Source organism: Shewanella sp. Scap07, from assembly GCF_013394145.1.
In the GTDB taxonomy this organism is placed as follows: domain Bacteria; phylum Pseudomonadota; class Gammaproteobacteria; order Enterobacterales; family Shewanellaceae; genus Shewanella; species Shewanella waksmanii.
In genome coordinates, this window is the sequence record NZ_CP041329.1 from 2,841,875 (window position 1) to 2,866,884 (window position 25,010).

The following is a 25,010-nucleotide window of genomic DNA, read 5'->3' on the forward strand; positions in this document are numbered from 1 at the left end:
TCTGCAAGATAATTATCACCACTATATATCCACTTCCATTATCAACATGCTATTAACCTAATATCGAAAATAGCCTAAGCCCTCTTCAGTCAACACGGTTAAATATACCTTATCCAATTTCAGTTACACATTTGAATAAGCAAATTTGTGCTGATTGATATTACACCGCAAGCAAGCTTAAAAATAAAAAAGGGAGCCTTAGCTCCCTTTTACCATCATAACGTATGTATTAGCTAAACAAGCTGTTCAATGTCGCACTTGGGCGCATTGCCATTGAGGCTTTAGCTGCATCTAGTCGGAAATAACCGCCTAGGTCAACCGCTGGGCCTTGCGCGCCATTTAGCTCGGCAACGATTTTAGCTTCATTCTCAATTAACGATGAAGCTAATCCTGCAAACTGGGCTTTTAAGTCAGCATCAGCATCTTGCGCAGCTAAGGCTTCAGCCCAGAACTGTGCTAGATAAAAATGGCTACCACGGTTGTCAAGCTCACCTACACGGCGTGAAGGTGAACGGTTCTCGTCTAAGAACTTACCAATCGCGCTATCAAGCGAATCAGCTAACACTTGGGCACGTGGGTTATTATTAGTTTGGCTTAAATGCTCTAGCGAAGCCGCTAATGCTAAAAACTCACCCAATGAATCCCAACGTAAATGACCTTCTTTCTCAACCTGCTGAACATGCTTAGGTGCACTACCACCAGCACCGGTTTCAAATAAACCACCACCATTCATTAGCGGGACAATTGACAGCATTTTAGCACTAGTGCCAAGTTCTAAGATTGGGAATAAGTCAGTTAGATAATCACGAAGTACGTTACCTGTTACTGAGATAGTATCTTTGCCTTCTTTAATGCGCGCTAGCGAGAACTTAGTCGCGTCGACAGGCGACATGATATGCAGCTCAAGGCCGTCAGTATCATGATCTTTTAGGTAAGTATTTACTTTAGCAATCAGTTGCGCATCGTGAGCACGATTTGCATCTAGCCAAAATACCGCAGGTGTATTCGACAGGCGTGAACGGTTAACCGCTAATTTAACCCAATCGCGGATAGGTGCATCTTTAACTTGGCACATTCTCCAAATGTCACCCTGCTCAACGCTATGCGATAGTAATACGTTACCTGCAGCGTCAATCACTTCAATGCTACCGTTAGCCGCAACTTCAAAGGTTTTGTCGTGGCTACCGTACTCTTCCGCTTTTTGCGCCATCAGACCAACGTTTGGTACGCTACCCATTGTGGTTGGGTCAAATGCACCATTAGCTTTACAGAAGCTAATGGTTTCTTGATAGACACCAGCGTAACTACGATCAGGGATCAAGGCTTTAGTATCTTTAAGCTTGCCATCAGGTCCCCACATTTGACCAGAAGAGCGAATAGCCGCTGGCATAGATGCATCAATGATCACATCGCTTGGTACATGTAAGTTAGTGATGCCTTTGTCTGAATCGACCATGGCAAGTTCTGGACGCTCGGCATAAATTGCAGCGATATCGGCTTCAATTTCCGCGCGCTTAGCAGCATCAACATTGGCTAGTTTGGCATAGACATCACCAAAACCATTGTTAACATCAACACCTAATTGCTCAAATAGCTCGCCGTGCTTAGCAAAAAGCGACTTGTAGTAAACTTTAACTGCATGACCAAATAAAATGGGGTCAGACACTTTCATCATGGTCGCTTTAAGGTGCAGTGACAGCAATACATCTTCTTCTTTCGCTGCAGCAATTTCGCGCTCTAAATAGGCTACTAATGCTTTGTTGCTCATCACAGCGGCATCAACAACCTCACCTGCAAGCAGCGCTAAACCAGATTTGAGCGTAGTTTGTTGGCCATCGGCCTGCTTAAGTACGATATCAACTTGAGTATCAGCAGCAAGAGTCAATGATTGCTCGCTACCATAAAAGTCACCGCCATCCATATGGGCAACGTGTGATTTAGACTCGCTGCTCCAGGCACCCATTGAGTGTGGATTTTTCTTGGCATAGTTCTTAACTGAACCTGGTGCACGACGGTCAGAGTTACCTTCACGCAATACTGGGTTTACTGCGCTACCTTTAATTTTGTCGTAACGAGACTTAACCTCTTCTTCCTGAGCATTCTTTGGCTCATCAGGATAGTTAGGCAGATCGTAACCTTTAGCTTGTAGCTCACTGATACAAGCTTTGAGCTGCGGAATAGAGGCGCTGATGTTAGGCAGTTTGATGATGTTAGCTTGAGGCTGCTTAGCTAGCTCACCGAGTTCAGCCAATGCATCTGATATACGCTGCTCAGCAGTTAAACTCTCTGGAAAGTTGGCAATTACACGGCCAGAAAGTGAAATGTCGCGTGTTTCAACACTTACGCCTGCTGCTTGGGTAAACTTTTGAATAATCGGTAAAAAAGAAAGTGTTGCTAGCGCGGGGGCTTCGTCAGTTTCCGTATAGATAATCGTTGGCTTATCGTTCATTTTGTGTCCTACGTGTTTTATAAAATAAAGCGTTAATAATTAATAAAAATCTTCTAATTCTTATAAAGTTTCGATGAGGGTCTACGCCCTTTTTTTGGCGAGTAACGATGAGAACTGGTGTATTGATGGGCCAGCAAACGCATTACTACGCGCGTTGTACATATCAAAATGGGTTAATAACTTGCTTTAGATCACATTTTTATGGCGAACATCATAAATGATCCACAGTAATATTCAAATTCCACTAATGGCGAATGCCAAGTACAATAGTCGAATCAATCCTCACTATGCCAGAACTTAATTGCCTTGACTGCATCAAATTGTTCCAAACCCAAAGGTCAAAACGGCCGCAAAACATCGTGGCGAAACAAGCAAAGACCTGCCGCTAGCCAGAGTATGGCTGCGCCGCAGCGACGTGGCAAACCTAGTCGCGCCAGTACCAAGCCGCGCAGTGACAATCCGGTTATCGTATTATTCAATAAGCCATTTGATGTGCTGTGCCAATTTACCGATGAGCAAGGCAGGCAAACCCTAAAAGACTACATACCGGTCAAAGATGTCTATGCCGCTGGCCGACTGGACAGGGACAGTGAAGGTCTACTGCTGTTGACTAATGACGGTCAGTTGCAAGCCAAGATTACTCAGCCAAAAAAGAAAACTTTCAAAACTTATTGGGTGCAGGTCGAAGGTGAACCGACAGCCGAAGCTCTTGAACAGCTAAGAGTAGGCGTGACCTTAAAAGATGGCCCCACCCTGCCCGCCAAAGTCAATGTGATACACGAGCCTGCGGTTTGGCCACGGAATCCCCCCATTAGAGAGCGCAAGAATATTGCGACCACTTGGTTGTCGATTGAGATTTGTGAAGGGCGAAATCGTCAAGTAAGGCGGATGACTGCCCATGTGGGTTACCCGACCCTCAGATTGATTCGTTATAAAATAGGCCAATGGAGCCTAGATAATCTAGACAACGGCGAATATCGCGTGTTAGCGCAATAAATAGGAGGCAAGATGACAGAGCGCTATAAACCTAATACTACCGTTGCTTGTGTCGTTCACTGCCAAGGGCGCTATTTAATGGTCGAAGAGATCATTGATGGCCAACTGCGCTATAACCAACCTGCTGGTCACCTTGAAGCCAATGAATCTATTATCGATGCCTGTGTGCGCGAATGTTTGGAAGAGACCGGATTAACACTAAGCCCTGATCACTTGCTGGCCATTTATCAATTCAGCGCCAATGACAGCTTAGCCTTTGTGCGCTACACCTTTGTTGTTGAGCTAAATGAGCCATTAGCATCGGCACCTATCGACACCGCAATTAACCGCACTTTGTGGCTCAGTGCGGCGGAAATTAACCAGCGGGCCGATAAATTACGCAGTCCGTTAGTCATGCAATCGATAACAGATCATCAAAATGGAAAACACTTTCCGCTGACGCTTCTCAATTCGCGCTTTCTGTAGTTAGCCCCGCGTGATAATGCATGATAGAATATGCCCCCGCTAAATGCGGCAAACTGAAATCTTAACTTGCTCTCGGGCCGGTAGGCTCAAGCGGTCATGATTTCGCTGTAAAGAATTAAACGGTTTTTAGGATCTATGGCATTAATCGAACCCAATCCAAACGGTAAAAAAGTCATCGTCGGCATGTCTGGCGGTGTGGACTCTTCTGTATCTGCATATTTATTGATGAAACAAGGCTATCAAGTTGAAGGCCTATTCATGAAAAATTGGGAAGAAGATGATACCGACGAATACTGTGCAGCAGCTGAAGATCTAAAAGATGCACAAGCGGTATGTGACAAATTGGGCATTACCTTACACACGGTCAATTTTGCTTCGGAATACTGGGACAACGTCTTTGAGTACTTCCTCGCTGAATATAAAGCAGGCAGAACACCTAACCCAGATATCATGTGTAACAAAGAGATTAAATTCAAAGCGTTTCTAGACTTTGCTGACGATATTCTCGACGCCGACTATATTGCCATGGGCCACTATGTCCGCCGCAGCGATGACACAGGCCAAAGCCAAATGTTACGCGGTGTAGACAACAATAAAGACCAAAGCTACTTCTTATATACACTTAGCCATGAGCAGATTGCCCGCTCGTTATTCCCTGTTGGCGAACTGCAAAAAAGTGAAGTTCGCGATATTGCTAAAGAGACGGGCTTAATTACCCACGATAAAAAAGACAGCACGGGTATCTGCTTTATTGGCGAGCGCAAGTTCACCGATTTCCTCAGCACATTCTTGCCGGCACAACCGGGCAAAATTGAAACCGCTGAAGGTGAAGTTATCGGCGAACACCAAGGGTTGATGTATCACACGCTGGGCCAACGCAAAGGCTTAGGCATTGGTGGCATGAAAAACAGCAACGATGATCCTTGGTACGTGGTCGATAAAGATCTTGACCGCAATGTGTTGGTTGTAGGCCAAGGTGGTCAACATCCACGCTTAATGTCGGTTGGCTTTTTTGCTGACCAACTGCACTGGGTCGATCGCGCCGGGCCAGCAACTGGGGCAAAAATTACCGTTAAAACCCGCTATCGTCAGCGCGATGTGGCATGTACCTTAACCATTGAAGGACCTGATCGTATTAAGGTGTTGTTCGATGAGCCCGTTGCAGCAGTAACACCTGGTCAGTCTGCCGTATTTTATGATAACGATGTCTGCCTCGGTGGCGGCATTATTGACAGCCTAATAAGAGAATAATCTGTGAGCGATCCGATTTTTGACCGCACCATGGCGTTTGCTGGTATTTTACAAGCCATCGCCCAAGTACAATATGTTGCTCGCCACGGCCGAACTGATACCGACCAGTTAGCCGCGGCACTCTCAAGCATACTCGTCACAAATCCTGATAACACCACCGATGTCTATGCCGATAAAGTCGCCTTAAATAAAGGCTACCAAATGATCGTGAATCAACTGGGCGATGACAAATCAAAAGACGTTGAGGTCACCCGTTACTTAGTGGGCATTTTAGCGTTAGAGCGCAAGTTAGCGCGCGCATCAAACGCCATGGGCATGCTGGCTGAACGGATTAACCAAGTTGATCGTCAGCTGCACCATTTTGAAATTACCGATGAACAGGTTGTCGCCAATTTTGCTGGTATCTATAGCGATATCATCAGCAATCTAGGGCCAAAAATCCAAATCTCTGGCAATCCAGAGTTTCTAAAACAACCTCAAGTTCAACAAAAGATCCGGGCGTTATTGCTGTCTGCCATGCGCAGCGCAGTATTGTGGCGCCAACTCGGAGGCAAACGTAGACACCTTGTCTTCGCAAGAAAAACAATAGTCGATATAGCTAAAAAAAGTCTTACCCTATAATAAGCCAAGTTCATTAAGGAGCTTCTAATGGAACTTTCCGCACTAACTGCTATCTCTCCCGTAGACGGTCGTTATGGTAGTAAAACCGCCTCTCTTAGAGAGATTTTCAGCGAGTACGGCCTGACAAAATACCGTGTTCAAGTCGAAATTAACTGGTTAAAGCTGTTATCTAGCTGCCCAGAGATTGAAGAAGTTCCACCCTTTAGCGAAACCGCGCTAGCTTTGCTTGATCAAATCAAAGACAACTTTAGCGAAGCAGACGCACAGCGAGTAAAAACCATTGAAGCGACCACCAACCACGATGTAAAAGCGGTTGAGTACTTCATTAAAGAAAAAATTGCTGACAATGCCGAACTTGTCGCCATTGATGAGTTTGTTCACTTTGCTTGTACTTCTGAAGATATCAACAACCTATCTCACGGTTTGATGCTGCTTGAAGCTCGCGAGCAAGTGTTAGTGCCATATTGCCAACAAATCGTTGATGCAATCAAAGCGCTAGCCACTGAATACCGCAGTGTACCTTTGATGTCACGCACCCACGGTCAGCCTGCTTCACCATCAACCTTAGGTAAAGAGATGGCTAACGTTGCAGTCCGTCTTGAGCGTCAGCTTAAGCAGATCAACAGCGTTGAAATCATGGGTAAAATTAATGGTGCTGTAGGTAACTACAACGCTCACCTTTCAGCCTACCCTGAAGTAGATTGGCACACGCTATCACAACGTTTTGTTACTAGCCTGGGTCTAAACTGGAACCCTTACACCACTCAAATCGAACCGCATGACTATATTGCCGAACTATTTGATGCTGTAGCCCGCTTTAACACGGTACTGATCGACTTTGATCGTGACGTATGGGGTTATATCGCACTGGGTCACTTCAAACAAAAAACCGTTGCGGGTGAAATTGGTTCATCAACCATGCCACACAAAGTTAACCCAATCGATTTTGAAAACTCAGAAGGTAACTTAGGTATTGCTAACGCGTTAATGCAGCACCTTGCCGCTAAGCTTCCAGTATCAAGATGGCAACGTGATCTTACCGATTCAACTGTATTACGTAACCTTGGTGTGGGTATGGCGCACTCATTAATCGCCTACCAAGCAACATTAAAAGGTATTGGTAAGCTACAAGTTAATGAAGAGCATCTACGTGCTGAACTGGACCAAAACTGGGAAGTATTGGCTGAGCCAGTACAAACCGTTATGCGTCGTTACGGCATTGAGAAGCCATATGAGAAACTCAAAGAGCTCACTCGTGGTAAACGTATCGATGGCGAGCAATTAGCTATCTTTATCGATAACTTAGAGTTACCTGCAGATGTTAAAGTTGAACTGAAAAAAATGACACCTGCAAACTACATTGGCCGTGCTGAAGCATTGGTTGATGAGCTAAAGTAATCGAAGCGATTATTTTGCTGACAAAGCGGTAGTTTTTCTACCGCTTTTTTATTGCGCCTACGGAGCCTTATCCATGTACCAAGTCAATTTCGATATCGCGGATTTCTTAACGAACTATTGGCAAAAAAAGCCCGTCGTGATTAAACAGGCTTTTAAAGATTTTCACGATCCAATCAGCGCAGAAGAACTGGCAGGTCTCGCTTGCGAAGAAGAAGTGGCGTCGCGTGTCATCCTTACTGAACAAAACCAATGGCAGATCATACCCGGTCCTATAGAGGATTACAGCGCCTACGGTGAGCAAGATTGGCAGTTGTTAGTTCAAGCAGTAAACCACTGGTTTCCTGACTCTATTGCGCTGGTTGAAGCCTTTCGTTTCATTCCAGATTGGCGTTTTGATGATCTTATGGTGTCGTTCGCCACACCCGGTGGTGGCGTGGGCCCGCATATAGATAACTATGATGTGTTTTTGCTGCAAGGCAGTGGCTCTCGCCGCTGGAAAGTGGGTGATATCGGTCACTACCGTCCCCGCAATGGCGACACCCATACTGCTCTGATTGATGATTTTGACCCGATGCTAGAAGTCACCTTAGAGAAAGGTGACATGCTTTACATACCACCAGGCTTCCCCCATTGCGCCAAAACTCTCAGTACTGCGTTGAGCTACTCTATTGGTTTTCGTGCCCCTAGCCAGCAAGAGCTTTTTAGTAGTTTAGCCGACCAACTAATTGATCAAAATACCGGCTTAAAACGCTTCACGTCCAACGGTGAGCCCACTTCACCTAGCTGTGTATCAACGGCGCAACAACAAGGCTTACAGGCCATGTTAGCGGAGCTCATTGCTAATGAGACCACCATGCAACCGATATTGGGCCAGCTGCTCAGTCAAAACCGTTTTGAATTAGATTTGTGCCCAGCGGATGAGCCCTACACCAGTGAGATGTTAATTGAAGATATCGGCCACGGCGCGCAGCTATGTCGAGTGGGTGGTTTAAAGATTATTCAGCTAGAAGCAGATCCATTAAATCGACTATTTATTGATGGTCAAAGCCATACTCTGCCGGCACACCTGCAACCTTTGGCAACGCTACTCAGTGACAATATTCACTTAAGCCAAGCGCAAACATCTACGCTGCTTGCCGAGCCAGAGTTTGTCACACTGATTGTTGAGTTGATCAACTCAGGTCATATGTACCTAGCTGAATAAGTAAAAATCCGCTTAGGGATACTTCAGAGTAATTATCAGACTAAAAAGGCACCTTGAGGTGCCTTTTTTAATGGTTAACTAGCTCATCGTTCAAATGGCCTTAGCCCCAAAGTTTATCATCGCTCTGAATTTTGTATAAACTTTCAGCACGAGAAACTAAAAGCTCAGCAAATTTAGCTTGAGTCGGATCTTGAGTTGCACCAGACTGAACTAGGTTTTCCGCTTTCATTTGCCACATCATTGAAAAGTGACGTAAAGCTTCTCGAGCAGTGCCCGCCACTTTGACATCGACATAGTCTGACGGTAGATCACCTGACATTACCCAGTAAGTATTTTTGCTTGGTTGTTTAGACTCAATTTTCCAAACCGCCACATAGGGGGCTAAATAGCGACATTCATCGACCAACACATTACTTGGAATCACCCCTTTTTCAGCTAAAAAGCGATTGGCCTTCTGGTAATGTTCTTTAATCCACTGCTGGCGCAGTTCCTCTTGTTGTTGTGCTTCTTCTGGGGTGAGTTCGACTGCTTGCTCCGCCATACTTCTTCCTAATCTTATTGTTATAAACCGCTTGGATATGCTGTTCGCTAGCGCAAATTGGTGAATAAAACAACAATCAACTTTACGTTAACGTAAAGTGGAAACCAAAATTGCCACGCGGATCACATTTAATCCAAATCTTTACTTTGTTGAGAGTATCGCTAAATGCTATCGTTCTGCAATAAATATAACAAGCCGCCAGAACTGGCTACTTAAGCCCTTTGGCGATTAAATTCCCACAGTGGAGAAAAAGTACGTGGCAGTATTCAATCATATCTCTTTTGACGACCATGAACAGGTTGTCTTTTGCCAAGATAAAGACAGTGGTTTAAAAGCCATTATCGCAATCCATAACACCAATTTAGGTCCTGCGGTCGGTGGTTGCAGAATGTGGAATTACGACTCTGATGATGAAGCACTTAACGATGTGCTTAGACTCTCTCGCGGTATGACATACAAAAACGCCCTGGCAGGCCTCGCCATGGGCGGCGGTAAGTCGGTGATTATTGCTGATCCTAAAACCACTGACCGAGAAGCCCTATTTCGCGCTTTTGGTCGCTGTATCCATACGCTAGGTGGCAAATACTATTCTGCAGAAGATGTAGGAGTGTCAACCAGCGATATTATGATTGCCCATCAAGAAACCCCCTACATGGCAGGGCTTGAAGGACAAAGCGGTGACCCATCACCCTTTACGGCTTTAGGAACGTATTTAGGCATTAAGGCTGCGGTTAAACACCAGCGCGGCGTAGACAGCCTTAAAGGCCTTAAAATTTCAGTTCAGGGCGTTGGTCATGTAGGTTACTACTTATGCCGTCACCTGCACGAGGAAGGCGCTGAGTTAATCGTTACTGACATTCACCAGTCATCGTTAGATAAGGTGGCAACAGAATTTGGCGCAACCGTTGTCGCACCGCAAGATATTTATCATCAGGAAGTAGACGTATACGCCCCGTGCGCCTTAGGTGCAACCATTAATGACACTACCATTCCGCTACTTAAAGCGACAATTGTTGCCGGTTGTGCCAACAACCAACTTGCTGAAGCGCGCCATGGTGAGAAGCTAAAAGAACTGGGTATCCTATACGCGCCAGATTATGTGATTAATGCTGGCGGTATCATCAATGTGTCGTTTGAAAAAGACTACGATGTGGATGCGTCAACCAAAAAAGTGGAAGAAATTTATAACACCTTGTTACGTATCTTCACCCAATCTGATGAGCAAAATCGCACGACTGCAGATGTGGCTGACGAATTAGCTAAACAGATCATTGAATCTGCAAAATAAAATCCAATTAAGCTAAAATTTTAAAGCCAAAACGGTCTCGTTTTGGCTTTTTTTATCGCAAAATTTATTTTTCCTTTGCCAGCAAACAGATAGTATTTAGACACAGTTTTTTCATCAAACCGTACTGGAAAATGTCATATTCCTCTGCTTGAATTAGTCACTCGTCACGCACAAACAGGAAGTCAGTATGGTGAGTTTTAAGTACGATCTCAATCAAGACTTTATCGAACTACAAGCCAGCAATTGGAATGGATTAGAGCGTGTGTTTGTTAATGGTAAAATGGTGTCTAAGAAGCTTAACTTTAGTAAAAACAGTGAACACCACTTTCAACTAGACAATGGAACATCCTGTAAATTTCAATTACTTATAGACCCAAGCACAGAACAGTTAGTCTGCCGCATTTTTAAGAAAAATAACCTAGTGACTAGCCTTAAACAGGGCAAAGATAACCTCTTAGCCAGTCAACATGCCATGCAAGGTATGGTGTTGTTTAGCTCAATCGCAGCATTAGCCTTGGTATTGGTGAGTTAACACGCCATCAGGCCCCATCGCTAAGCTAGCAAGCTTTGAGTGTATTAGCTTCAATACACACAAGTTGACTCATTTGATAGTTACCACTGCCGGCTGTTGCTGTTGTGATAGCCAGTTTTTGCTTATCTTCACCATTTTCTATCAGCACCGCCTTAATGATGGTGCCATCGCGGCTAAAACTGATCGCCTCAACAAAGTCACCAACGACAATATCGCGGTATAATTTCACTGTCATACTGCCAATAGAGCGTGGCTCTAACCGCCCTTCTGTCACCACTACTGTTTGTCCATTGGCTAACGGGATGGCTTTGGCATAAACACCCGATGCCTCAGGAACTGGCACGTCTACTGGTGGTGTCGCACGATTAACATTAACTGAGCAGGCAGCCAAGCTCATGCTTGACAACAAAATGAGCAATTTTTTCAACATAGCAATCTCTTATACCAATCAGTATAAACATTTAGTCACTCAGCGAGAGTTTAGCGATTCTGAGGCAAGGCAACGAGTGAAGAACATAGTTATTCTACGGTTAAGCTCGTTAACACAGCATCAGAATCGCTAAAACTCGCCATTCTGGCGCGTTTTAGGCTGCCTACTTCTGCGTTGAATAATTTCGCAAGGGAACAACCATTGTTTCAATCATTCGCCTTGAATTAGTTTACCCAAAGCGCGCTGAGTAGATCAAATTCTTATACTGATTGGTATTATACTTGTGACTTAAGCAATCAAATTAAGACTGTAATAATTTAACTGACTAGGCGCAGATCAGATCGTTTGATGGCAGTTTTAACTAACAGCAGAATGAACATGCGCAACTATGACGCGTTGCCATCACTGCGTTGGATCTTGTTTAGGATATGCATAAAAGCACCGCGCTCGTCATCATCAAGCACCGACAAATAGCGCTCGTTAACTCTCTCCGCTTCTCGGATCAGATCTTGTTCGAGTGCTTTGCCATTGTCGGTTAGATAAATTTTAAATGCACGCCGATTTTCCGCTTCTTGATGGCGGGTAATTAACTGCTGCTGTTGCAGTTGATCAAGCAAGCGGGTCATGGTGTAGTTGGCAACATCACAGCGTTTTGATAACTCTGTTTGGGTCACGCCTTCTTCCTGCCATAAACTAAATAGCACGGGCCATAACTTGATGTCTAATTGGTAGCGTTTAAGGCGTTGGTCTAAAGCATCTTGAAGTTCATTATTCAAATGCGAAACCAGATAGCCTAAGCTTTCATATTGTTTCAATGCTTACCTCCAAATGAACTCGCACCTTGTATTAATACTACCACTTGAACAGTAAGAAACTAGCCGTTGAGGTAACAAATTGTATTCAAGTGAAGCTAATTTAGCTTCACTTGCTGCACGACTCATCATCAACTAACAGAAATTGTTCAATAAATCGATAATAACAACTACGAGAAAGTTTGGCGTAAAGATCACCAGGCAAGATTAATTTTATTTCACTATCGCTAACAACAAACTGTTTCATACTTTCGAGCTGCCATTGACGCTTGACCGAACTCGTCACTGTGACCCGCCCCGTATCATCCAACTCATAATCAACGATGATAAATGGATATTGCTCAACATCGACCAAACAGCGCTCAACCGGTGTTTGTAGGCAATGGCCATCACCCTCGGCATGATTGACTAAAATCGTTGCAAACAAACAGGCAAACTTATCCGGCAACGGCGAGTGTTGATAATACCACTGCCCTTGCCGATCAATTTGAAATCGCACTTGCTCATCACACAGTTCCACCGACTGAGTTAGCTGCTCAAGTGCAGATGCCAGTTCTTTGCTATCGGCCATCAACTAAACCTAATAATGCCTCAACCGGATGTTTAGGTTTAAACCCACCAAAACGCTTCACTTGGCTACGGCACGAATAACCAGAGACCAAAATCTTATCTTGCGGCAGCGATTTAATGGTGTCATCCCATGACATCTGGTACAGGGTTTGCGAGCGTTCAATATTGTCAGCTTCATGGCCATAGGTGCCAGCCATGCCACAGCAACCCAAACTAACTGTATTTAATTTAGCACCAAAATGACTGAATATCTGTTGCCATTCGCTAGCTGTTTTTGGCTTAGCGGTCGACTCGGTACAATGACTAAACCAAGTAAACTCAGCTTGTTGCTCATCGCCTGTGGCTGTAGCGGGAAGGTTCGCTATCGCCGATAACAACCATTCGTTAGCCAATTGCACATTAAAGTCACCGCGGTCACTGCCCAGCACTTCTTGATATTCATCGCGATAACACAGCACCATCGCCGGATCTACGCCAACCATCGGCATATTAAGCGCGAATACTTGATTCAAGAAATCCGCACTCGACTTAGCGGTTTTGGCAAATTTATCTAAGAAACCTTTAATATGAATAGGCTTACCGTTAGGTTTAAACGGTAATAGCACAGGCTTGTAACCCAGTTTTTCTATCAACTTAATAAAGTGATAAACCGTGGCTGATTCATAAAAACTATTAAATGGATCTTGCACCACAAGCACATATTGCTCTCGGTCTTGCTGCGGTATCGCTTTTAGTGCATCTAAATCATAGCCTCGACAGGCGTGGCCATCTAAGCGCTGTTTTAGTGTCGGTACCGACAATGCGGGTGAGTCAACATAACCCAATGATTTCTTAATCACCCATTGGCTTATCGGATTTTGAGACGCTAAATTTGTCGCTCTAGGCATCATTGCCATATACGGCAGCGCATCTTCAATGCCGGCCACCAGATAATCTTTTGCCGGGCGCAGATAACGCTGATAATAGATATTGAAAAATTGCGCTCTAAACTTAGGCACATCAACTTTAACCGGACATTGAGCACTACACGCTTTACAGGCTAGACAACCTTTTAGCGAATCCATCACTTCGTGGGAATAATCATATTCGCGATCTTTCTTTAAGGTGTTCTGAGTGCGCTGTAACCACCCTAAAGGTTTGGCTTTGGCTAACGCTTCAACATCCACATTTTCAGCTTCCAATAGTCGCAGCCATTCACGCATCAATCCAGCTCGCCCTTTTGGCGAGTGAATACGATCGCCCGTCACCTTAAACGACGGACACATAGGCGAGTACACACTGTAATTAAAGCATAAGCCATTTCCATTACAGTTCATTACATCGGGAAAAGCATCACGGGTGTTAACCGGAATTTGGCGATCGAATGCACCACGCTTGGTGCTATCAACATTGTATTGCAATTCACCAGCATCAATTGGTGCAACTAGTTTGCCCGGATTAAGTTTATTATGGGGGTCAAACAAGGTTTTTACCTGTCTAAGACTTTGGTAAAGCGTGTCACCAAATACTGCTGGCCCATATTCGCCGCGAACACCTTTACCGTGCTCGCCCCACATCAAACCACCGTATTTTAAGGTCAGCGCTGCCACTTGATCAGACACGGTTTTCAGCAAACGCTCATCTTGCGGATCGCACATATCCAATGCGGGTCTAACATGAAGTACACCAGCGTCCACATGCCCAAACATACCGTACTGCAATTTATGACTATCGAGCAGCGCACGAAACTCCATAATAAAATCGGCTAACTTTTCTGGCGGCACAGCGGTATCTTCGGCAAAAGCTAACGGCTTACGTTTTCCTTTAGTCGCACCCAACAAGCCCACCGCTTTTTTACGCATCGCATAAATGGTATTAATACTGCTCTTGTCAGCAGTAACTTGATAGCCCAGCAAACCAGCTTCACCGCCAGCTAACTGCTTATCTAACATGGCCGATAGTTTGGCAACGCGAGACTCTACATCATCGGTCTCACCGGCAAACTCCACCATATTAAGACCATCAATAACACCACCGGGTACCGCTTTAATTAAATCTGACACTGAGTGCCAAATAATGTCTTGCTGCGCCAAATTCAACACTTTGGAGTCTATCGTTTCAACGACGGTTGCATTGGCTTTCACTAAATCAGGTGCATGACGAAGCGCAGATTCAAATGAGTCATATTTGATATTGACCATCATCCGGGTTGTCGGCAGTGGCGTAATATCTAATTTGGCTTCGGTGATCACCGCCAATGTGCCTTCTGAGCCGGCAATAATGCGCGATAAGTTAAATTGCTGTAGCGACTCATCCCATACATTTTTAAGATCGTAGCCGGTCAAGAAACGGTTCAGTTTAGGAAACCTTGCTTCAATCTCATCGCGCTGTGCTAAGGTCAATGCCGATATGGTTTGCTGCAATTTAGCGGCAATGCCCGTTGGCTGTTGTTCAAGTTGCTCTTGTAACTGCTCACGGGTAACCGTATCGGTTTCTAGCAATGAGCCATCGTGCAATACACTGGTGAGTGCTAATACATGATCGGATGTCTTGCCATAAACTAACGACCCCGCACCCGAGGCGTCGGTATTAATCATACCGCCTAGCGTTGCGCGATTAGAGGTCGATAAATCGGGACTGAAAAAGAAACCATGAGGACGCAAGGCATCATTTAACGCATCTTTGACTACCCCAGCCTCGACTTTAACCCAGCGCTCCTGCGGGTTAATCTCAATCACTCGGTTCATGTAGCGTGACATGTCCAAAATGATACCGTGGGTCAGTGATTGGCCGTTGGTACCAGTGCCGCCACCGCGCGCGCTAAACACCACCGATTTAAAATCGGGCTGCGAAGCCATTTTCATCACAAGTCGCACATCGGCCTGGGTTTTCGGGTAAACCACCGCTTGGGGAAGAAATTGATAAACAGAGTTATCTGTCGCTTGGGCAAGCCGTGCGCTATAGCGCTTATCAATATCACCAGTAAACTGACTGCTGGCCAACGCGTCTAAAAATTGTAGATAAGTTGGCTCGAGTGTTTGTTGATGCGATAGCTTAGGGAGCATGTTGGTGTCTAATGTCGTTATTGGATTTATAACGCCATTATAAACAAAAAAAAGCCGCTAAAAAGCGGCTTTTTTGAGATTAGCTTATTCTTTTTAAAGAATAATTAACCGTGTTCTTTACCTAGGTATAACCAAGTGTCGATTACGGTATCAGGGTTAAGTGACACAGTATCAATACCTTGCTCCACTAACCAAGCCGCAAAATCGGCGTGATCTGATGGGCCTTGGCCACAGATACCCACATAGGCACCTTTGTCTTTTGCAGCTTTAATAGCCATGGCTAGCAATACTTTAACTGCTTCATTACGCTCATCAAATAGATGACTGATAATGCCTGAGTCACGGTCAAGACCTAATGTCAGCTGAGTTAAGTCGTTTGAACCAATTGAGAAGCCGTCAAAGTGCTCTAAGAACTGTTCAGCAAGTAGTGCATTTGATGGTAATTCGCACATCATAATAACGCGCAAGCCATCTTTGCCGCGCTCTAGGCCTTGCTCTTTCAGCAGTTCAATCACCTGCTCAGCTTCGCCTAAAGTACGTACGAACGGAATCATAATCTCAACATTGGTTAGACCCATCTCGTTACGTACACGCTTAATTGCTTCACATTCTAGCGCGAAACAATCACGGAACGATTCAGAGATATAACGGCTCGCACCGCGGAAACCAAGCATTGGGTTCTCTTCTTCTGGTTCGTAGTGCTCACCACCCACTAGGTTGGCATATTCGTTTGACTTAAAGTCAGACATACGCACAATCACTTTCTTTGGATGGAAAGCAGAAGCAATAGTTGCAATACCTTCAACCAAACGTGCCACATAGTATTCAACCGGTGATTCGTAGCCAGCAATCATCTCATGGATTTCTTGCTGAAGCGCCGCATCTTGCTGATTGAACTCAAGCAATGCTTTAGGGTGAATACCGATCATGCGGTTAATGATGAACTCAAGACGAGCTAGACCAACACCTTCATTAGGTAGACGGGCAAAGTCGAATGCACGATCAGGGTTACCCACGTTCATCATAATCTTCATTGGCAGATCAGGCATAGAGTCGACACGTGAAGACATCACTTCAAACTCTTGAATACCGTCATAAATGAAACCAGTGTCACCTTCGGCACAAGATACAGTCACTTGTTGACCATTTTGGATACGGTCGGTGACATCACCACAACCCACAACTGCTGGAACGCCAAGTTCACGGGCAATGATGGCTGCGTGACAAGTACGGCCACCACGGTTGGTAACAATCGCACTGGCACGCTTCATGATTGGTTCCCAATCAGGGTCGGTCATGTCTGTTACCAGTACATCACCTTCTTTGATTTGGTCCATATCATCAATTGATGCAAGTACCTTAGCCACACCGCTACCAATCTTATGACCAATAGCACGGCCTTCACTCACAACCTCACCTTTAGTCTTAAGGTTGTAACGTTCAATCAGCTGAACATCTTCGCGTGAACGTACCGTCTCTGGACGGGCTTGCACAATATAAAGCTTACCGTCGTTACCATCTTTAGCCCATTCGATGTCCATTGGACGACCGTAGTGCTTTTCAATGATCATGGCTTGCTTAGCAAGTTCTTGCACTTCAGCATCGTTAATAGAGAACTGGCGACGGTTGTCAGCGGGTACGTCTTCAATCTTAACTTGCTTGCCGTGGCTAGTATCATCGGAGTAAACCATCTGGATAAGCTTGCTACCGATATTACGGCGAACAACAGCCTTGTGACCGGCGGTTAAGCTAGGCTTATGCACATAGAACTCGTCTGGGTTTACGGCGCCTTGAACAACCATTTCACCTAGACCAAATGATGATGTGATAAATACCACGTCGTTGTTACCTGATTCTGTGTCCATGGTGAACATAACACCAGAAGCAGCAGTATCAGAACGAACCATGCGCTGTACACCAGCAGATAACGCTACGCCTTTATGGTCGTAACCTTGGTGCACGCGATAAGAGATAGCACGGTCGTTGAAAAGTGAAGCAAACACGTGCTTGATAGCCACAAGTACTGCGTCATAACCTTTCACATTCAAGAATGTTTCTTGTTGACCAGCAAATGAAGCATCAGGCATATCTTCTGCAGTCGCTGAAGAGCGAACCGCAAATGAAGCGTCTTTTGTTTCAGATGAAAGCTGGTCATACGAATCACGTACAACCTGCTCGAATTCAGGGTGGAATGGGGTATCGATAACCCACTGTCTTATCTGTGCACCGGCTGTAGCGAGTGCGTTCACGTCATCTACATCTAGAGATTCTAGAATATCGTATATCTTCTGGTTCAGTCCGCTTTGTTCAAGAAATTCGTTGAACGCAAAAGAGGTGGTCGCAAAGCCACCAGGCACTTGAACACCTGCATTAGCTAGATTGCTGATCATCTCCCCAAGAGAGGCATTCTTACCGCCTACCTTGTTGACGTCACCCATGCCTAATTCTTGATACCAGAGTACATATTGCTGCACAGTTCTATCTCCGCAAGTTTATTTCAGTGTGGCCCCTTCACATGAGGGCAGCGGCATTTTACACTCCATCGCAACAAGCGTAAATCTATAATTTTATTTGTAATTTTATTACTACAAGAGGTCAAAATGTTACGTAAAGTCTTTTATATCTCAGATGGGACCGCGATCACAGCTGAAGTGTTTGGCCATGCCGTTCTTTCACAATTTCCAGTTGAATTTGAATCACTTACAATTCCGTTCGTTGAGACCACACAACGAGCTGAACAAGTTAAAGCGCAAATAAATGATAGTTTTATTACAACAGGTGAGCGACCTTTGGTTTTCCATTCTATTGTCAAACCTGAGATCCGGGACATTATTTACAGCAGTGAAGGCCTAGATCACGATTTTTTGAACACTTTTGTCGCGCCACTGGAAAAACAACTGGGTGTCACCGCCGCTCCAGTGCTTCATCGCACCCACGGTAAAGCCAATGACAGTTACGAAGCACGAATCGACGCCATTAATTTTGCCATGGATAATGACGATGGCCAGACACTCAAACATATAGATAAAGCCGATCTGGTGTTGTTGGGCGTATCGCGCTGCGGCAAAACGCCAAGCAGCCTCTACCTTTCAATGCAATTTGGTATAAAAGCAGCAAACTATCCTTTCATCGAAGATGACATGGATAACCTTAAATTACCCGAAGCATTAAAACGGAATAAGCAAAAACTATTTGGTCTAACTATCGATCCTGTACGCCTACATGAGATCCGCCAAAGTCGCATGGAGAACAGTCGTTACTCATCACTGCGACAGTGCCGTATAGAAGTCAAAGAAGTAGAGATGATGTACAAACGCGAGCGTATCCCCTTTGTAAACACCACTAATCATTCAGTGGAAGAGATTGCCACTAAAATACTCGATGTAACCGGATTAGAGCGTCACATGTTCTAATTCTTAAGTGTACTGAAGTCGACTTTTTGGCATTTTTGTACACTAAAAGGCACAGTTGCTTAAAATTTGCTACAAAATAGCTGTTTTAAGCGCTGTGCTACAGCGCGCTATTGGTTATAATCCGAGGTAATACGGCAATATGCCCATACGAACGCTCGGTAGAATGAATGACCATTAAAACAGACGAACTCCGTACCACCCTGCTTTGCAAAGCCATTTCACCTGCAAAGTTGGCCGCAGAATATCCGCTGACCCAAGACGCTGCAGACTACTTAGTACAGCAGCGACGTGAAGTTGAAGCCATATTAACTGGTGAAGACAAGCGTCTACTTGTCATTATCGGCCCATGTTCAATCCACGATACCGAAGGCGCTATCGATTATGCCAAGCGCTTAGCTAAGCTCCACGCTGAGCTAAAAGATGATTTATGTATCTTAATGCGGGTATATTTCGAAAAGCCGCGCACGACAGTAGGCTGGAAAGGCTTGATTTCAGATCCCGATCTTGATGGCAGCTTTAATGCCAACAAAGGTCTACGTTTAGCCCGTGAACTACTGCAACAGATAACCGAGCTTAAGTTACCGATTGCGACTGAGTTTCTCGATATGGTGAACGGTCAATATATTGCAGATTTGATTACTTGGGGAGCGGTTGGCGCTCGCACCACCGAAAGTCAAATTCACCGAGAAATGGCATCTGCACTCTCTTGCCCAGTTGGGTTTAAAAACGGTACCGATGGCAATATTAATATCGCTGTCGATGCTGTGCGCGCGGCAAAAGAGCCACACATTTTCTATTCGCCAGACAAAGACGGTGCCATGGCGGTATACCGCACCAGTGGTAACCCCTATGGCCACATTATTCTTCGTGGTGGCAAACAGCCAAACTACCATGAAGCCGATGTACAAGCAGCTGCCGATAAACTCGATCAAGTTGGTGTGTCACATCGCATGGTGGTTGACTTCAGTCATGGCAATAGCCAAAAGCAGCATAAACAACAGCTTAATGTGGCAAAAGATGTCATGGCGCAGATCGAGAAAGGCTCCACTGCCATTGCCGGTATTATGGCAGAAAGCTTTATTGAAGAAGGCAATCAAAAAGTCGTTGCTGGCGAGCCGCTTTGCTATGGTAAGAGCATCACCGATGCCTGTTTGCACTGGCAAGATTCAGAGCAGCTTATTCGCGATCTGGCTAAAGCGTCGCGTGTACGCATTAATAAACTGAGCAAATAGCCCAACATTTAAGTCAGCTAGTAATTCAAAAATAAAAAGCCAGTCCCAATAGGACTGGCTTTTTTATGCCTCGCTAACGTTATTAGCTATGGGGGATCGGCTGCATCATTTTACCTAACAGCTGATCAAACCGCGCTTGGCGTTGCTCACCGCTTTGCTCGAAATCAGTAAAACCTTGCGCTAACACTCGCCATATAGGCTGGATTTGATGGGGGTTAAACACAGCAATTAGCACTGAGCCTTTTTCATATTTATCATGATCGACATTTTGGGTCGACAAACCGGGAACTAAACCGGCTCTTTTCATTATTTCGGCGTCACTCATTTCCGCTTCAAGGGCAAGCCCGTAGCCAATCAACATGGCAGGTGACGATGATAATGACACCAACTGGTAACCTTTTTGGCTCATCACCTCATTGATGGCTTGTTGCATATGTGCCTTTACTGCCACCTGATCAATACGCTCATCAGCCATCACGTTATCGACAGATGGATGCCAAGCATAGGTATTTTTTTGCTGTGGTACTAAACTGATATCACCACTGGTGACCATCGTAGTGCGAGACAAAGGGTTGCTAACACTTTCTTGTGTGGCACAACCAACCGTCAACATCAAGATAGCCGCAGCTATACATTTCTTCATCATAATCAGTCTGTTTCCTTATTTGATGAGATCCCTTGGTGGATGAATTCAATATATCAGTGACTAGGTTAACCTAAGCTGACTCATTTGTAATCAAAACAAAAAAGCACCGACCTAAGGTCGATGCTTTTGTTTAACAATAGTGCCTACTGATTACAATTATTGCGCAGTGATGTTGACCACTAAGCTTGCTCCTTGGCTGCTTGGCGCGCCATCAGCACTGACATAGTACCAACCTACTGCTGGCGAGTTTACTGTGATTGACTCAGCATTACCGGCATTTTCAGACTTTGCATCATAAGCTGATGCACTTGCCCAGGTTGAACCATTGGCGTAAATATCAACGTTGCCGCTACCATGATCGGTATCTATTTGGATACTCGCTGTTCCTGCTGGCACATAGAAGTAGTAGCTTGAATGATCATCGGCGATACATACTGCCTCACCAAAATTGAGCCCGCCGTAGCTGTATGGTGCTTGAGTAGCACAAGCATCATCAACATTGCTGACTCCGCCATTGTCTCCACCACCATTGTCACCGCCGCCATTATCTCCTCCACCATTGGTTGGTGCCGACTCGCTGACCGTTAAGCTAACACCATCGAAAGCAACACTGGCGACAGTAGAGATGTATACCCAGCCACGGTTGGCCACAACACTGATTAACTCTTCATTGCCCGAAGTCGCAGACAATGCTGTGTAACTTGTGGAGCTCGCCCAGGTATTTTGATTAAAGTACAAATCAACATCACCGTTACCACCACTGGTCGAGATGTATAGCTGGGTGTTGTCACTATCAACATAGGTATAATATGAGTTTCTTGCGGTTCCCGCGACACATGCAGTGGTATCTTGAATCAAATTACCGCTACTGATTGTCGCCGTTCCGCAGTGTGCTACCGGATCGCCACCGCCATTATCGGCATCAGCATTGTCACCAATACCATTGCCGTTTTCGTCGGCCCACTCGTTCGGGTCACTTGGGAATGCATCACTATTATCACCATAACCATCACCGTCACTGTCTACGGTTTCGCTCGCATCATTAGGGAAAGCATCGGCATTATCACCTACGCCATCACCATCTGAGTCTTTGGTTTCACTAGGATCAAACGGGAACGCATCTTCACTATCAACCACACCATCGCCATCGCTATCCACCGGCGTGACAACCCCACCACTAAGTGGCGTATCGTTACTCGTAACGGTCGTTAACCAGGTGTTCCATTCTGCGTCATATTGAGTGCCGATATCGTTGTCTATATAGGCAAGCCATCCTGCTGCATCACCGCCGCGAGCCAGAACCAATAGCTCATCAACATCTGATCTATGCTGTTCAAACAGGAATCTAACGGCTAGATAGCCCCAACGATAAACCCGATCGGTACCGCTGTTATAGGTGTTGGATAAAATTTCACTGAGACTAAACTCTTGAGTACGTGCAAGGGTCACGGCATCATCATTGCGATTTTGTTGAGAGATGTATTCTGCTAAGCCTTCAGACCACCACACCGATTTACCCGTATCAATGTCAAAGTAGTTAAATGCGCCATATTGATTGAAACGACCATCGAGGTAATGCACATATTCGTGACGTAAATTCCATACCAAAATATCTTCGGTCCACGTTGCTTCATGGGCAATAAAGCGCGCCTGATTACCCACTTGTGATGGCGTCCCTTCTAGATACATCCCGCCGTTATCAGTGCTAATGCCAAAAATCGTACCTGCATATTGGTCATAGTCATCGTAACTATCAAAAATATTAACTTCTAGGTTGGTATTGTTGTCGTCTGCGACTGGCTGATACCCTGTCGCCAAAACGTCGTGAAACAACACTTCTTCTTCACCCATGAGATCGCACGATTGCTGTAACTCAGCATTGGACATCTGTTGAGCACGAATATTAATCGTGTCGCTACAGTTATAATGAATCGATAGAACAGTATCTTCTAATTCCTGTTCCCAATTACAAATACCAAACTGCTCACACTCGCCAGGGTTGTAATAGTCTAAGTATCCAGCTGCATCAGCCCACTGTTTAGATAGGCGCTCAAACTTATTCATGTAGGTTTGTGTGCCAGTGTTCAACTCTGTTTTCAAACTCGCTGGCAGATTTCCATCAGCTTGATATACGTAGAATCGACCATATTCGTGGAAAGCGTCCGTCGACTCCCAATCATAGGCAGAATTAATAATGTAATCAGAGGTGGCTACGTTTAATAACGCGGCTCTTAACTCACCAAACTCCATCGCCGCTTGGGTGTAACGGCTTTCCCACTGCCCATAATACAAGGTCGTTAGCGCTTTGGTCATCGCTGTACGATGAGCTGGCACGGCTAAATGCTCAGCATTAAAGCCATCAAGATATTGGGTGATTGCCCCGACTGACTCATAGATGCTGTCAGCACTATCCCAAGCAATAAAGAACTCTTGAAGAGTGTTACCTTGCATCTCACTGGTATCGTTAAACACTGGATTGGCGGTATAAGCTATCAGTAGATCACGTAGTGCATCTGCTGGCTGGCTATTGGCGTATGTCAATGCATCGTTGTAATACTCAATATAAAACGCACCGCGGAGGAAATAGATCAGGTTAAGCATTTCACTGCCCGTGCTACTGTCATAGCTGGCAGCCTGTGCTTTAGCAAAATTAGCAACATCAATGACATTTTGTGGCTGGTAAGCGGCAACAGCCGTAGCGTCATTATTTGAATACAGTTCTGAAATACAGGCAAAATCTGCGCTGCGAACAAAATCATACAATGCCGCACCCGTTAGATTATTGAACTGATCGTAACCATTACATGGATCGGCTTCCGCTTCTGGTCCAGCGTTGCCAAGCATACCTAGAGGCGCAGTAACCTTAGCGCGATCGGCTTTATCAGCTTGTTTTAGGCTAGATAAATGATGCTCATTAACTCGAGTCGTTGCATGCTGACCGGGTTGACGGTCAACCAATGATGTTGTGATCACTGGCTTTACTACAACTGGAGTCACAGCATCCTTGCCGTGTTGTAAACTGTTTGCTAGAGCACCTGAAGCGGGAATTAACGCGGCTGAACAGGCTAAAGCCAGCAGCGAAGCGCGAAACTTACCGCGAGTGCTAAGCAGGTGTTGAGGTGGATTTTTCATGCTGATTCTCCAATCAAAAAGTCAGCAGGGCCTTCGCCCTGCAGCAATGTTACTCATATCTGATGCTTGATTATTTCTCTGCGGAAATATCTCAAACGGTATTTGTTATTTTTTGAGAACAAAAAGTTAATTTTTTGTTACGAAATTATTTATAACAAATATTGTATGCAATATGCAACATTCAATCGGAGACAAAATTTCACCATCACAGCAGTCAATTGCAAATGGACGATTGATAGCGCTACAAGATCAGTCAGTTAACTTAAACAACATATTTAACGACCTTGGGACTAAATAACCTTGATACCAAAAAATCTCTGGCTTATCCCGCTTAGGTTAGCGACTATATGCAGCTGTACGGCTACAACGACATTACGGCAGGCATGGAATTTATTATTGCAGTTGCACTCTTTGCATTTTCATCGGGTATCACCCCAGGTCCAAACAACATCATGCTGATGACATCAGGGGTGAATTTTGGTGTGCAGCGTTCACTACCACATTTGTGCGGGATCTGTTTGGGATTTCCAGTAATGGTATTGGCCATTGGCCTAGGATTAACAACACTATTTAACCAATACCCTATTTTGCATACGGTAATTAAGTATGTTGGCATTGGCTACTTGCTATACTTAGCTTGGCTAATCGCCAACAGTAGCAGCAAAATGGAAGGGGTTGCGAAAGCTAATCCGTTGACCTTTATTCAAGCAGCAGCGTTTCAATGGGTGAATCCAAAGGGTTGGATTATGGCGATTGGCGCCGTTGCCACCTTTACCTCAATCGAGCAACCTCTGGTGCCACAAGTGGTGAGTATTGCCAGTATTTTTCTTGCGGTTGCCCTACCCTGTGCTTTGGTATGGCTAGGTTTTGGCGTTGCCTTAAAAAGGCTCTTAAAAAATCAACGTCAACAACGGGTTTTTAACATCAGTATGGCGCTCTTGCTTGTTGCCTCTATCATACCTATGATTGCTCCCCAATAACGTACT

At 45.0% G+C, this 25,010-nt stretch carries 20 protein-coding genes; 11 read left to right on the forward strand and 9 right to left on the reverse strand.

The window, feature by feature from the left end:
• Positions 1-229: 229 nt before the first annotated feature.
• Complete coding sequence (locus tag FLM48_RS12465) at positions 230-2,449, reverse strand: NADP-dependent isocitrate dehydrogenase (protein WP_179024855.1); 2,220 nt, start codon at positions 2,447-2,449, stop codon at positions 230-232.
• A gap of 300 nt (positions 2,450-2,749) precedes the next feature.
• Between FLM48_RS12465 and rluE the strand changes: the two genes are divergently transcribed.
• The 6 genes from rluE (at position 2,750) to FLM48_RS12495 (ending at position 8,384) form a co-directional block, all read left to right on the forward strand.
• A complete protein-coding gene (gene rluE / locus FLM48_RS12470; protein ID WP_372847482.1) occupies positions 2,750-3,445 on the forward strand; it encodes a 23S rRNA pseudouridine(2457) synthase RluE in 696 nt (231 codons plus the stop codon).
• Positions 3,446-3,457: 12 nt separating this feature from the next.
• Positions 3,458-3,910, forward strand: a complete 453-nt coding sequence (locus FLM48_RS12475) for an NUDIX hydrolase (RefSeq protein WP_179024857.1) — start codon at positions 3,458-3,460, stop codon at positions 3,908-3,910.
• Between the two features lie 135 nt (positions 3,911-4,045).
• Complete coding sequence (gene mnmA / locus FLM48_RS12480; protein ID WP_179024858.1) at positions 4,046-5,161, forward strand: tRNA 2-thiouridine(34) synthase MnmA; 1,116 nt, start codon at positions 4,046-4,048, stop codon at positions 5,159-5,161.
• Between the two features lie 3 nt (positions 5,162-5,164).
• Positions 5,165-5,782 carry a high frequency lysogenization protein HflD gene (gene hflD / locus FLM48_RS12485; RefSeq protein WP_028772372.1) on the forward strand — a complete coding sequence of 206 codons (618 nt, stop codon included), beginning with the start codon at positions 5,165-5,167 and terminating at the stop codon, positions 5,780-5,782.
• A gap of 27 nt (positions 5,783-5,809) precedes the next feature.
• The gene (purB, locus tag FLM48_RS12490; protein WP_028772373.1) at positions 5,810-7,180 is read left to right on the forward strand and encodes an adenylosuccinate lyase; all 1,371 of its coding nucleotides are present in this window, start codon (positions 5,810-5,812) and stop codon (positions 7,178-7,180) included.
• A 73-nt stretch (positions 7,181-7,253) separates the two neighbouring features.
• Positions 7,254-8,384 carry a cupin domain-containing protein gene (locus tag FLM48_RS12495; RefSeq protein WP_179024859.1) on the forward strand — a complete coding sequence of 377 codons (1,131 nt, stop codon included), beginning with the start codon at positions 7,254-7,256 and terminating at the stop codon, positions 8,382-8,384.
• 100 nt (positions 8,385-8,484) lie between these two features.
• On the opposite strand, the gene FLM48_RS12500 is transcribed toward FLM48_RS12495, so the two are convergent.
• The gene (locus FLM48_RS12500) at positions 8,485-8,925 is read right to left on the reverse strand and encodes a DUF4826 family protein (protein WP_179024860.1); all 441 of its coding nucleotides are present in this window, start codon (positions 8,923-8,925) and stop codon (positions 8,485-8,487) included.
• A gap of 256 nt (positions 8,926-9,181) precedes the next feature.
• On the opposite strand from FLM48_RS12500, the gene FLM48_RS12505 reads away from it, so the two are divergent.
• A complete protein-coding gene (locus FLM48_RS12505) occupies positions 9,182-10,213 on the forward strand; it encodes a Glu/Leu/Phe/Val dehydrogenase (RefSeq protein ID WP_028772376.1) in 1,032 nt (343 codons plus the stop codon).
• A 187-nt stretch (positions 10,214-10,400) separates the two neighbouring features.
• Positions 10,401-10,745, forward strand: coding sequence for a hypothetical protein (locus tag FLM48_RS12510; protein ID WP_028772377.1), 345 nt, complete (start codon positions 10,401-10,403; stop codon positions 10,743-10,745).
• Between the two features lie 25 nt (positions 10,746-10,770).
• Here FLM48_RS12510 and FLM48_RS12515 read toward each other — a convergent pair whose 3' ends face one another.
• The 5 genes from FLM48_RS12515 to ppsA all read right to left on the reverse strand — a co-directional run bounded on the left by FLM48_RS12515 (position 10,771) and on the right by ppsA (position 18,075).
• Positions 10,771-11,175, reverse strand: a complete 405-nt coding sequence (locus FLM48_RS12515) for a PliI family lysozyme inhibitor of I-type lysozyme (RefSeq protein WP_037470622.1) — start codon at positions 11,173-11,175, stop codon at positions 10,771-10,773.
• A gap of 386 nt (positions 11,176-11,561) precedes the next feature.
• On the reverse strand, positions 11,562-11,990 hold the full coding sequence (locus FLM48_RS12520) for a MarR family winged helix-turn-helix transcriptional regulator (protein WP_028772379.1): 429 nt from the start codon (positions 11,988-11,990) through the stop codon (positions 11,562-11,564).
• A gap of 106 nt (positions 11,991-12,096) precedes the next feature.
• Positions 12,097-12,558, reverse strand: a complete 462-nt coding sequence (locus tag FLM48_RS12525; protein WP_179024861.1) for a DUF1285 domain-containing protein — start codon at positions 12,556-12,558, stop codon at positions 12,097-12,099.
• Positions 12,548-15,601, reverse strand: a complete 3,054-nt coding sequence (locus FLM48_RS12530; RefSeq protein WP_179024862.1) for an FAD-binding and (Fe-S)-binding domain-containing protein — start codon at positions 15,599-15,601, stop codon at positions 12,548-12,550. Before FLM48_RS12530 ends, FLM48_RS12525 begins: the two co-directional genes overlap by 11 nt.
• A gap of 104 nt (positions 15,602-15,705) precedes the next feature.
• Positions 15,706-18,075, reverse strand: coding sequence for a phosphoenolpyruvate synthase (gene ppsA, locus FLM48_RS12535; protein ID WP_028772382.1), 2,370 nt, complete (start codon positions 18,073-18,075; stop codon positions 15,706-15,708).
• A gap of 126 nt (positions 18,076-18,201) precedes the next feature.
• Between ppsA and FLM48_RS12540 the strand changes: the two genes are divergently transcribed.
• Together FLM48_RS12540 and FLM48_RS12545 are read left to right on the forward strand one after the other, a co-directional pair.
• Positions 18,202-19,014 carry a pyruvate, water dikinase regulatory protein gene (locus tag FLM48_RS12540; RefSeq protein WP_028772383.1) on the forward strand — a complete coding sequence of 271 codons (813 nt, stop codon included), beginning with the start codon at positions 18,202-18,204 and terminating at the stop codon, positions 19,012-19,014.
• A gap of 167 nt (positions 19,015-19,181) precedes the next feature.
• Complete coding sequence (locus FLM48_RS12545; protein ID WP_179024863.1) at positions 19,182-20,246, forward strand: 3-deoxy-7-phosphoheptulonate synthase; 1,065 nt, start codon at positions 19,182-19,184, stop codon at positions 20,244-20,246.
• Positions 20,247-20,328: 82 nt separating this feature from the next.
• On the opposite strand, the gene FLM48_RS12550 is transcribed toward FLM48_RS12545, so the two are convergent.
• Positions 20,329-20,892, reverse strand: a complete 564-nt coding sequence (locus tag FLM48_RS12550; protein WP_179024864.1) for a DUF4136 domain-containing protein — start codon at positions 20,890-20,892, stop codon at positions 20,329-20,331.
• Between the two features lie 156 nt (positions 20,893-21,048).
• Entirely contained in the window at positions 21,049-24,024 is a 2,976-nt protein-coding gene (locus tag FLM48_RS12555) for a M9 family metallopeptidase (protein WP_179024865.1), read from the reverse strand.
• A gap of 383 nt (positions 24,025-24,407) precedes the next feature.
• Between FLM48_RS12555 and FLM48_RS12560 the strand changes: the two genes are divergently transcribed.
• Positions 24,408-25,004 carry a LysE family translocator gene (locus tag FLM48_RS12560; protein WP_179026366.1) on the forward strand — a complete coding sequence of 199 codons (597 nt, stop codon included), beginning with the start codon at positions 24,408-24,410 and terminating at the stop codon, positions 25,002-25,004.
• Positions 25,005-25,010 lie beyond the last annotated feature (6 nt).

Coding starts and splice junctions, on each gene's coding strand:
- FLM48_RS12515 (WP_037470622.1), bottom strand. CDS start 11,175: ATGTTGAAAAAATTGCTCATTTTGTTGTCAAGCATGAGCTTGGCTGCC.
- FLM48_RS12495 (WP_179024859.1), top strand. CDS start 7,254: ATGTACCAAGTCAATTTCGATATCGCGGATTTCTTAACGAACTATTGG.
- FLM48_RS12500 (WP_179024860.1), bottom strand. CDS start 8,925: ATGGCGGAGCAAGCAGTCGAACTCACCCCAGAAGAAGCACAACAACAA.
- FLM48_RS12510 (WP_028772377.1), top strand. CDS start 10,401: ATGGTGAGTTTTAAGTACGATCTCAATCAAGACTTTATCGAACTACAA.
- FLM48_RS12530 (WP_179024862.1), bottom strand. CDS start 15,601: ATGCTCCCTAAGCTATCGCATCAACAAACACTCGAGCCAACTTATCTA.
- mnmA (WP_179024858.1), top strand. CDS start 4,046: ATGGCATTAATCGAACCCAATCCAAACGGTAAAAAAGTCATCGTCGGC.
- FLM48_RS12465 (WP_179024855.1), bottom strand. CDS start 2,449: ATGAACGATAAGCCAACGATTATCTATACGGAAACTGACGAAGCCCCC.
- purB (WP_028772373.1), top strand. CDS start 5,810: ATGGAACTTTCCGCACTAACTGCTATCTCTCCCGTAGACGGTCGTTAT.
- FLM48_RS12545 (WP_179024863.1), top strand. CDS start 19,182: ATGACCATTAAAACAGACGAACTCCGTACCACCCTGCTTTGCAAAGCC.
- FLM48_RS12475 (WP_179024857.1), top strand. CDS start 3,458: ATGACAGAGCGCTATAAACCTAATACTACCGTTGCTTGTGTCGTTCAC.
- FLM48_RS12550 (WP_179024864.1), bottom strand. CDS start 20,892: ATGATGAAGAAATGTATAGCTGCGGCTATCTTGATGTTGACGGTTGGT.
- FLM48_RS12525 (WP_179024861.1), bottom strand. CDS start 12,558: ATGGCCGATAGCAAAGAACTGGCATCTGCACTTGAGCAGCTAACTCAG.
- FLM48_RS12540 (WP_028772383.1), top strand. CDS start 18,202: ATGTTACGTAAAGTCTTTTATATCTCAGATGGGACCGCGATCACAGCT.
- FLM48_RS12560 (WP_179026366.1), top strand. CDS start 24,408: ATGGAATTTATTATTGCAGTTGCACTCTTTGCATTTTCATCGGGTATC.
- FLM48_RS12555 (WP_179024865.1), bottom strand. CDS start 24,024: ATGAAAAATCCACCTCAACACCTGCTTAGCACTCGCGGTAAGTTTCGC.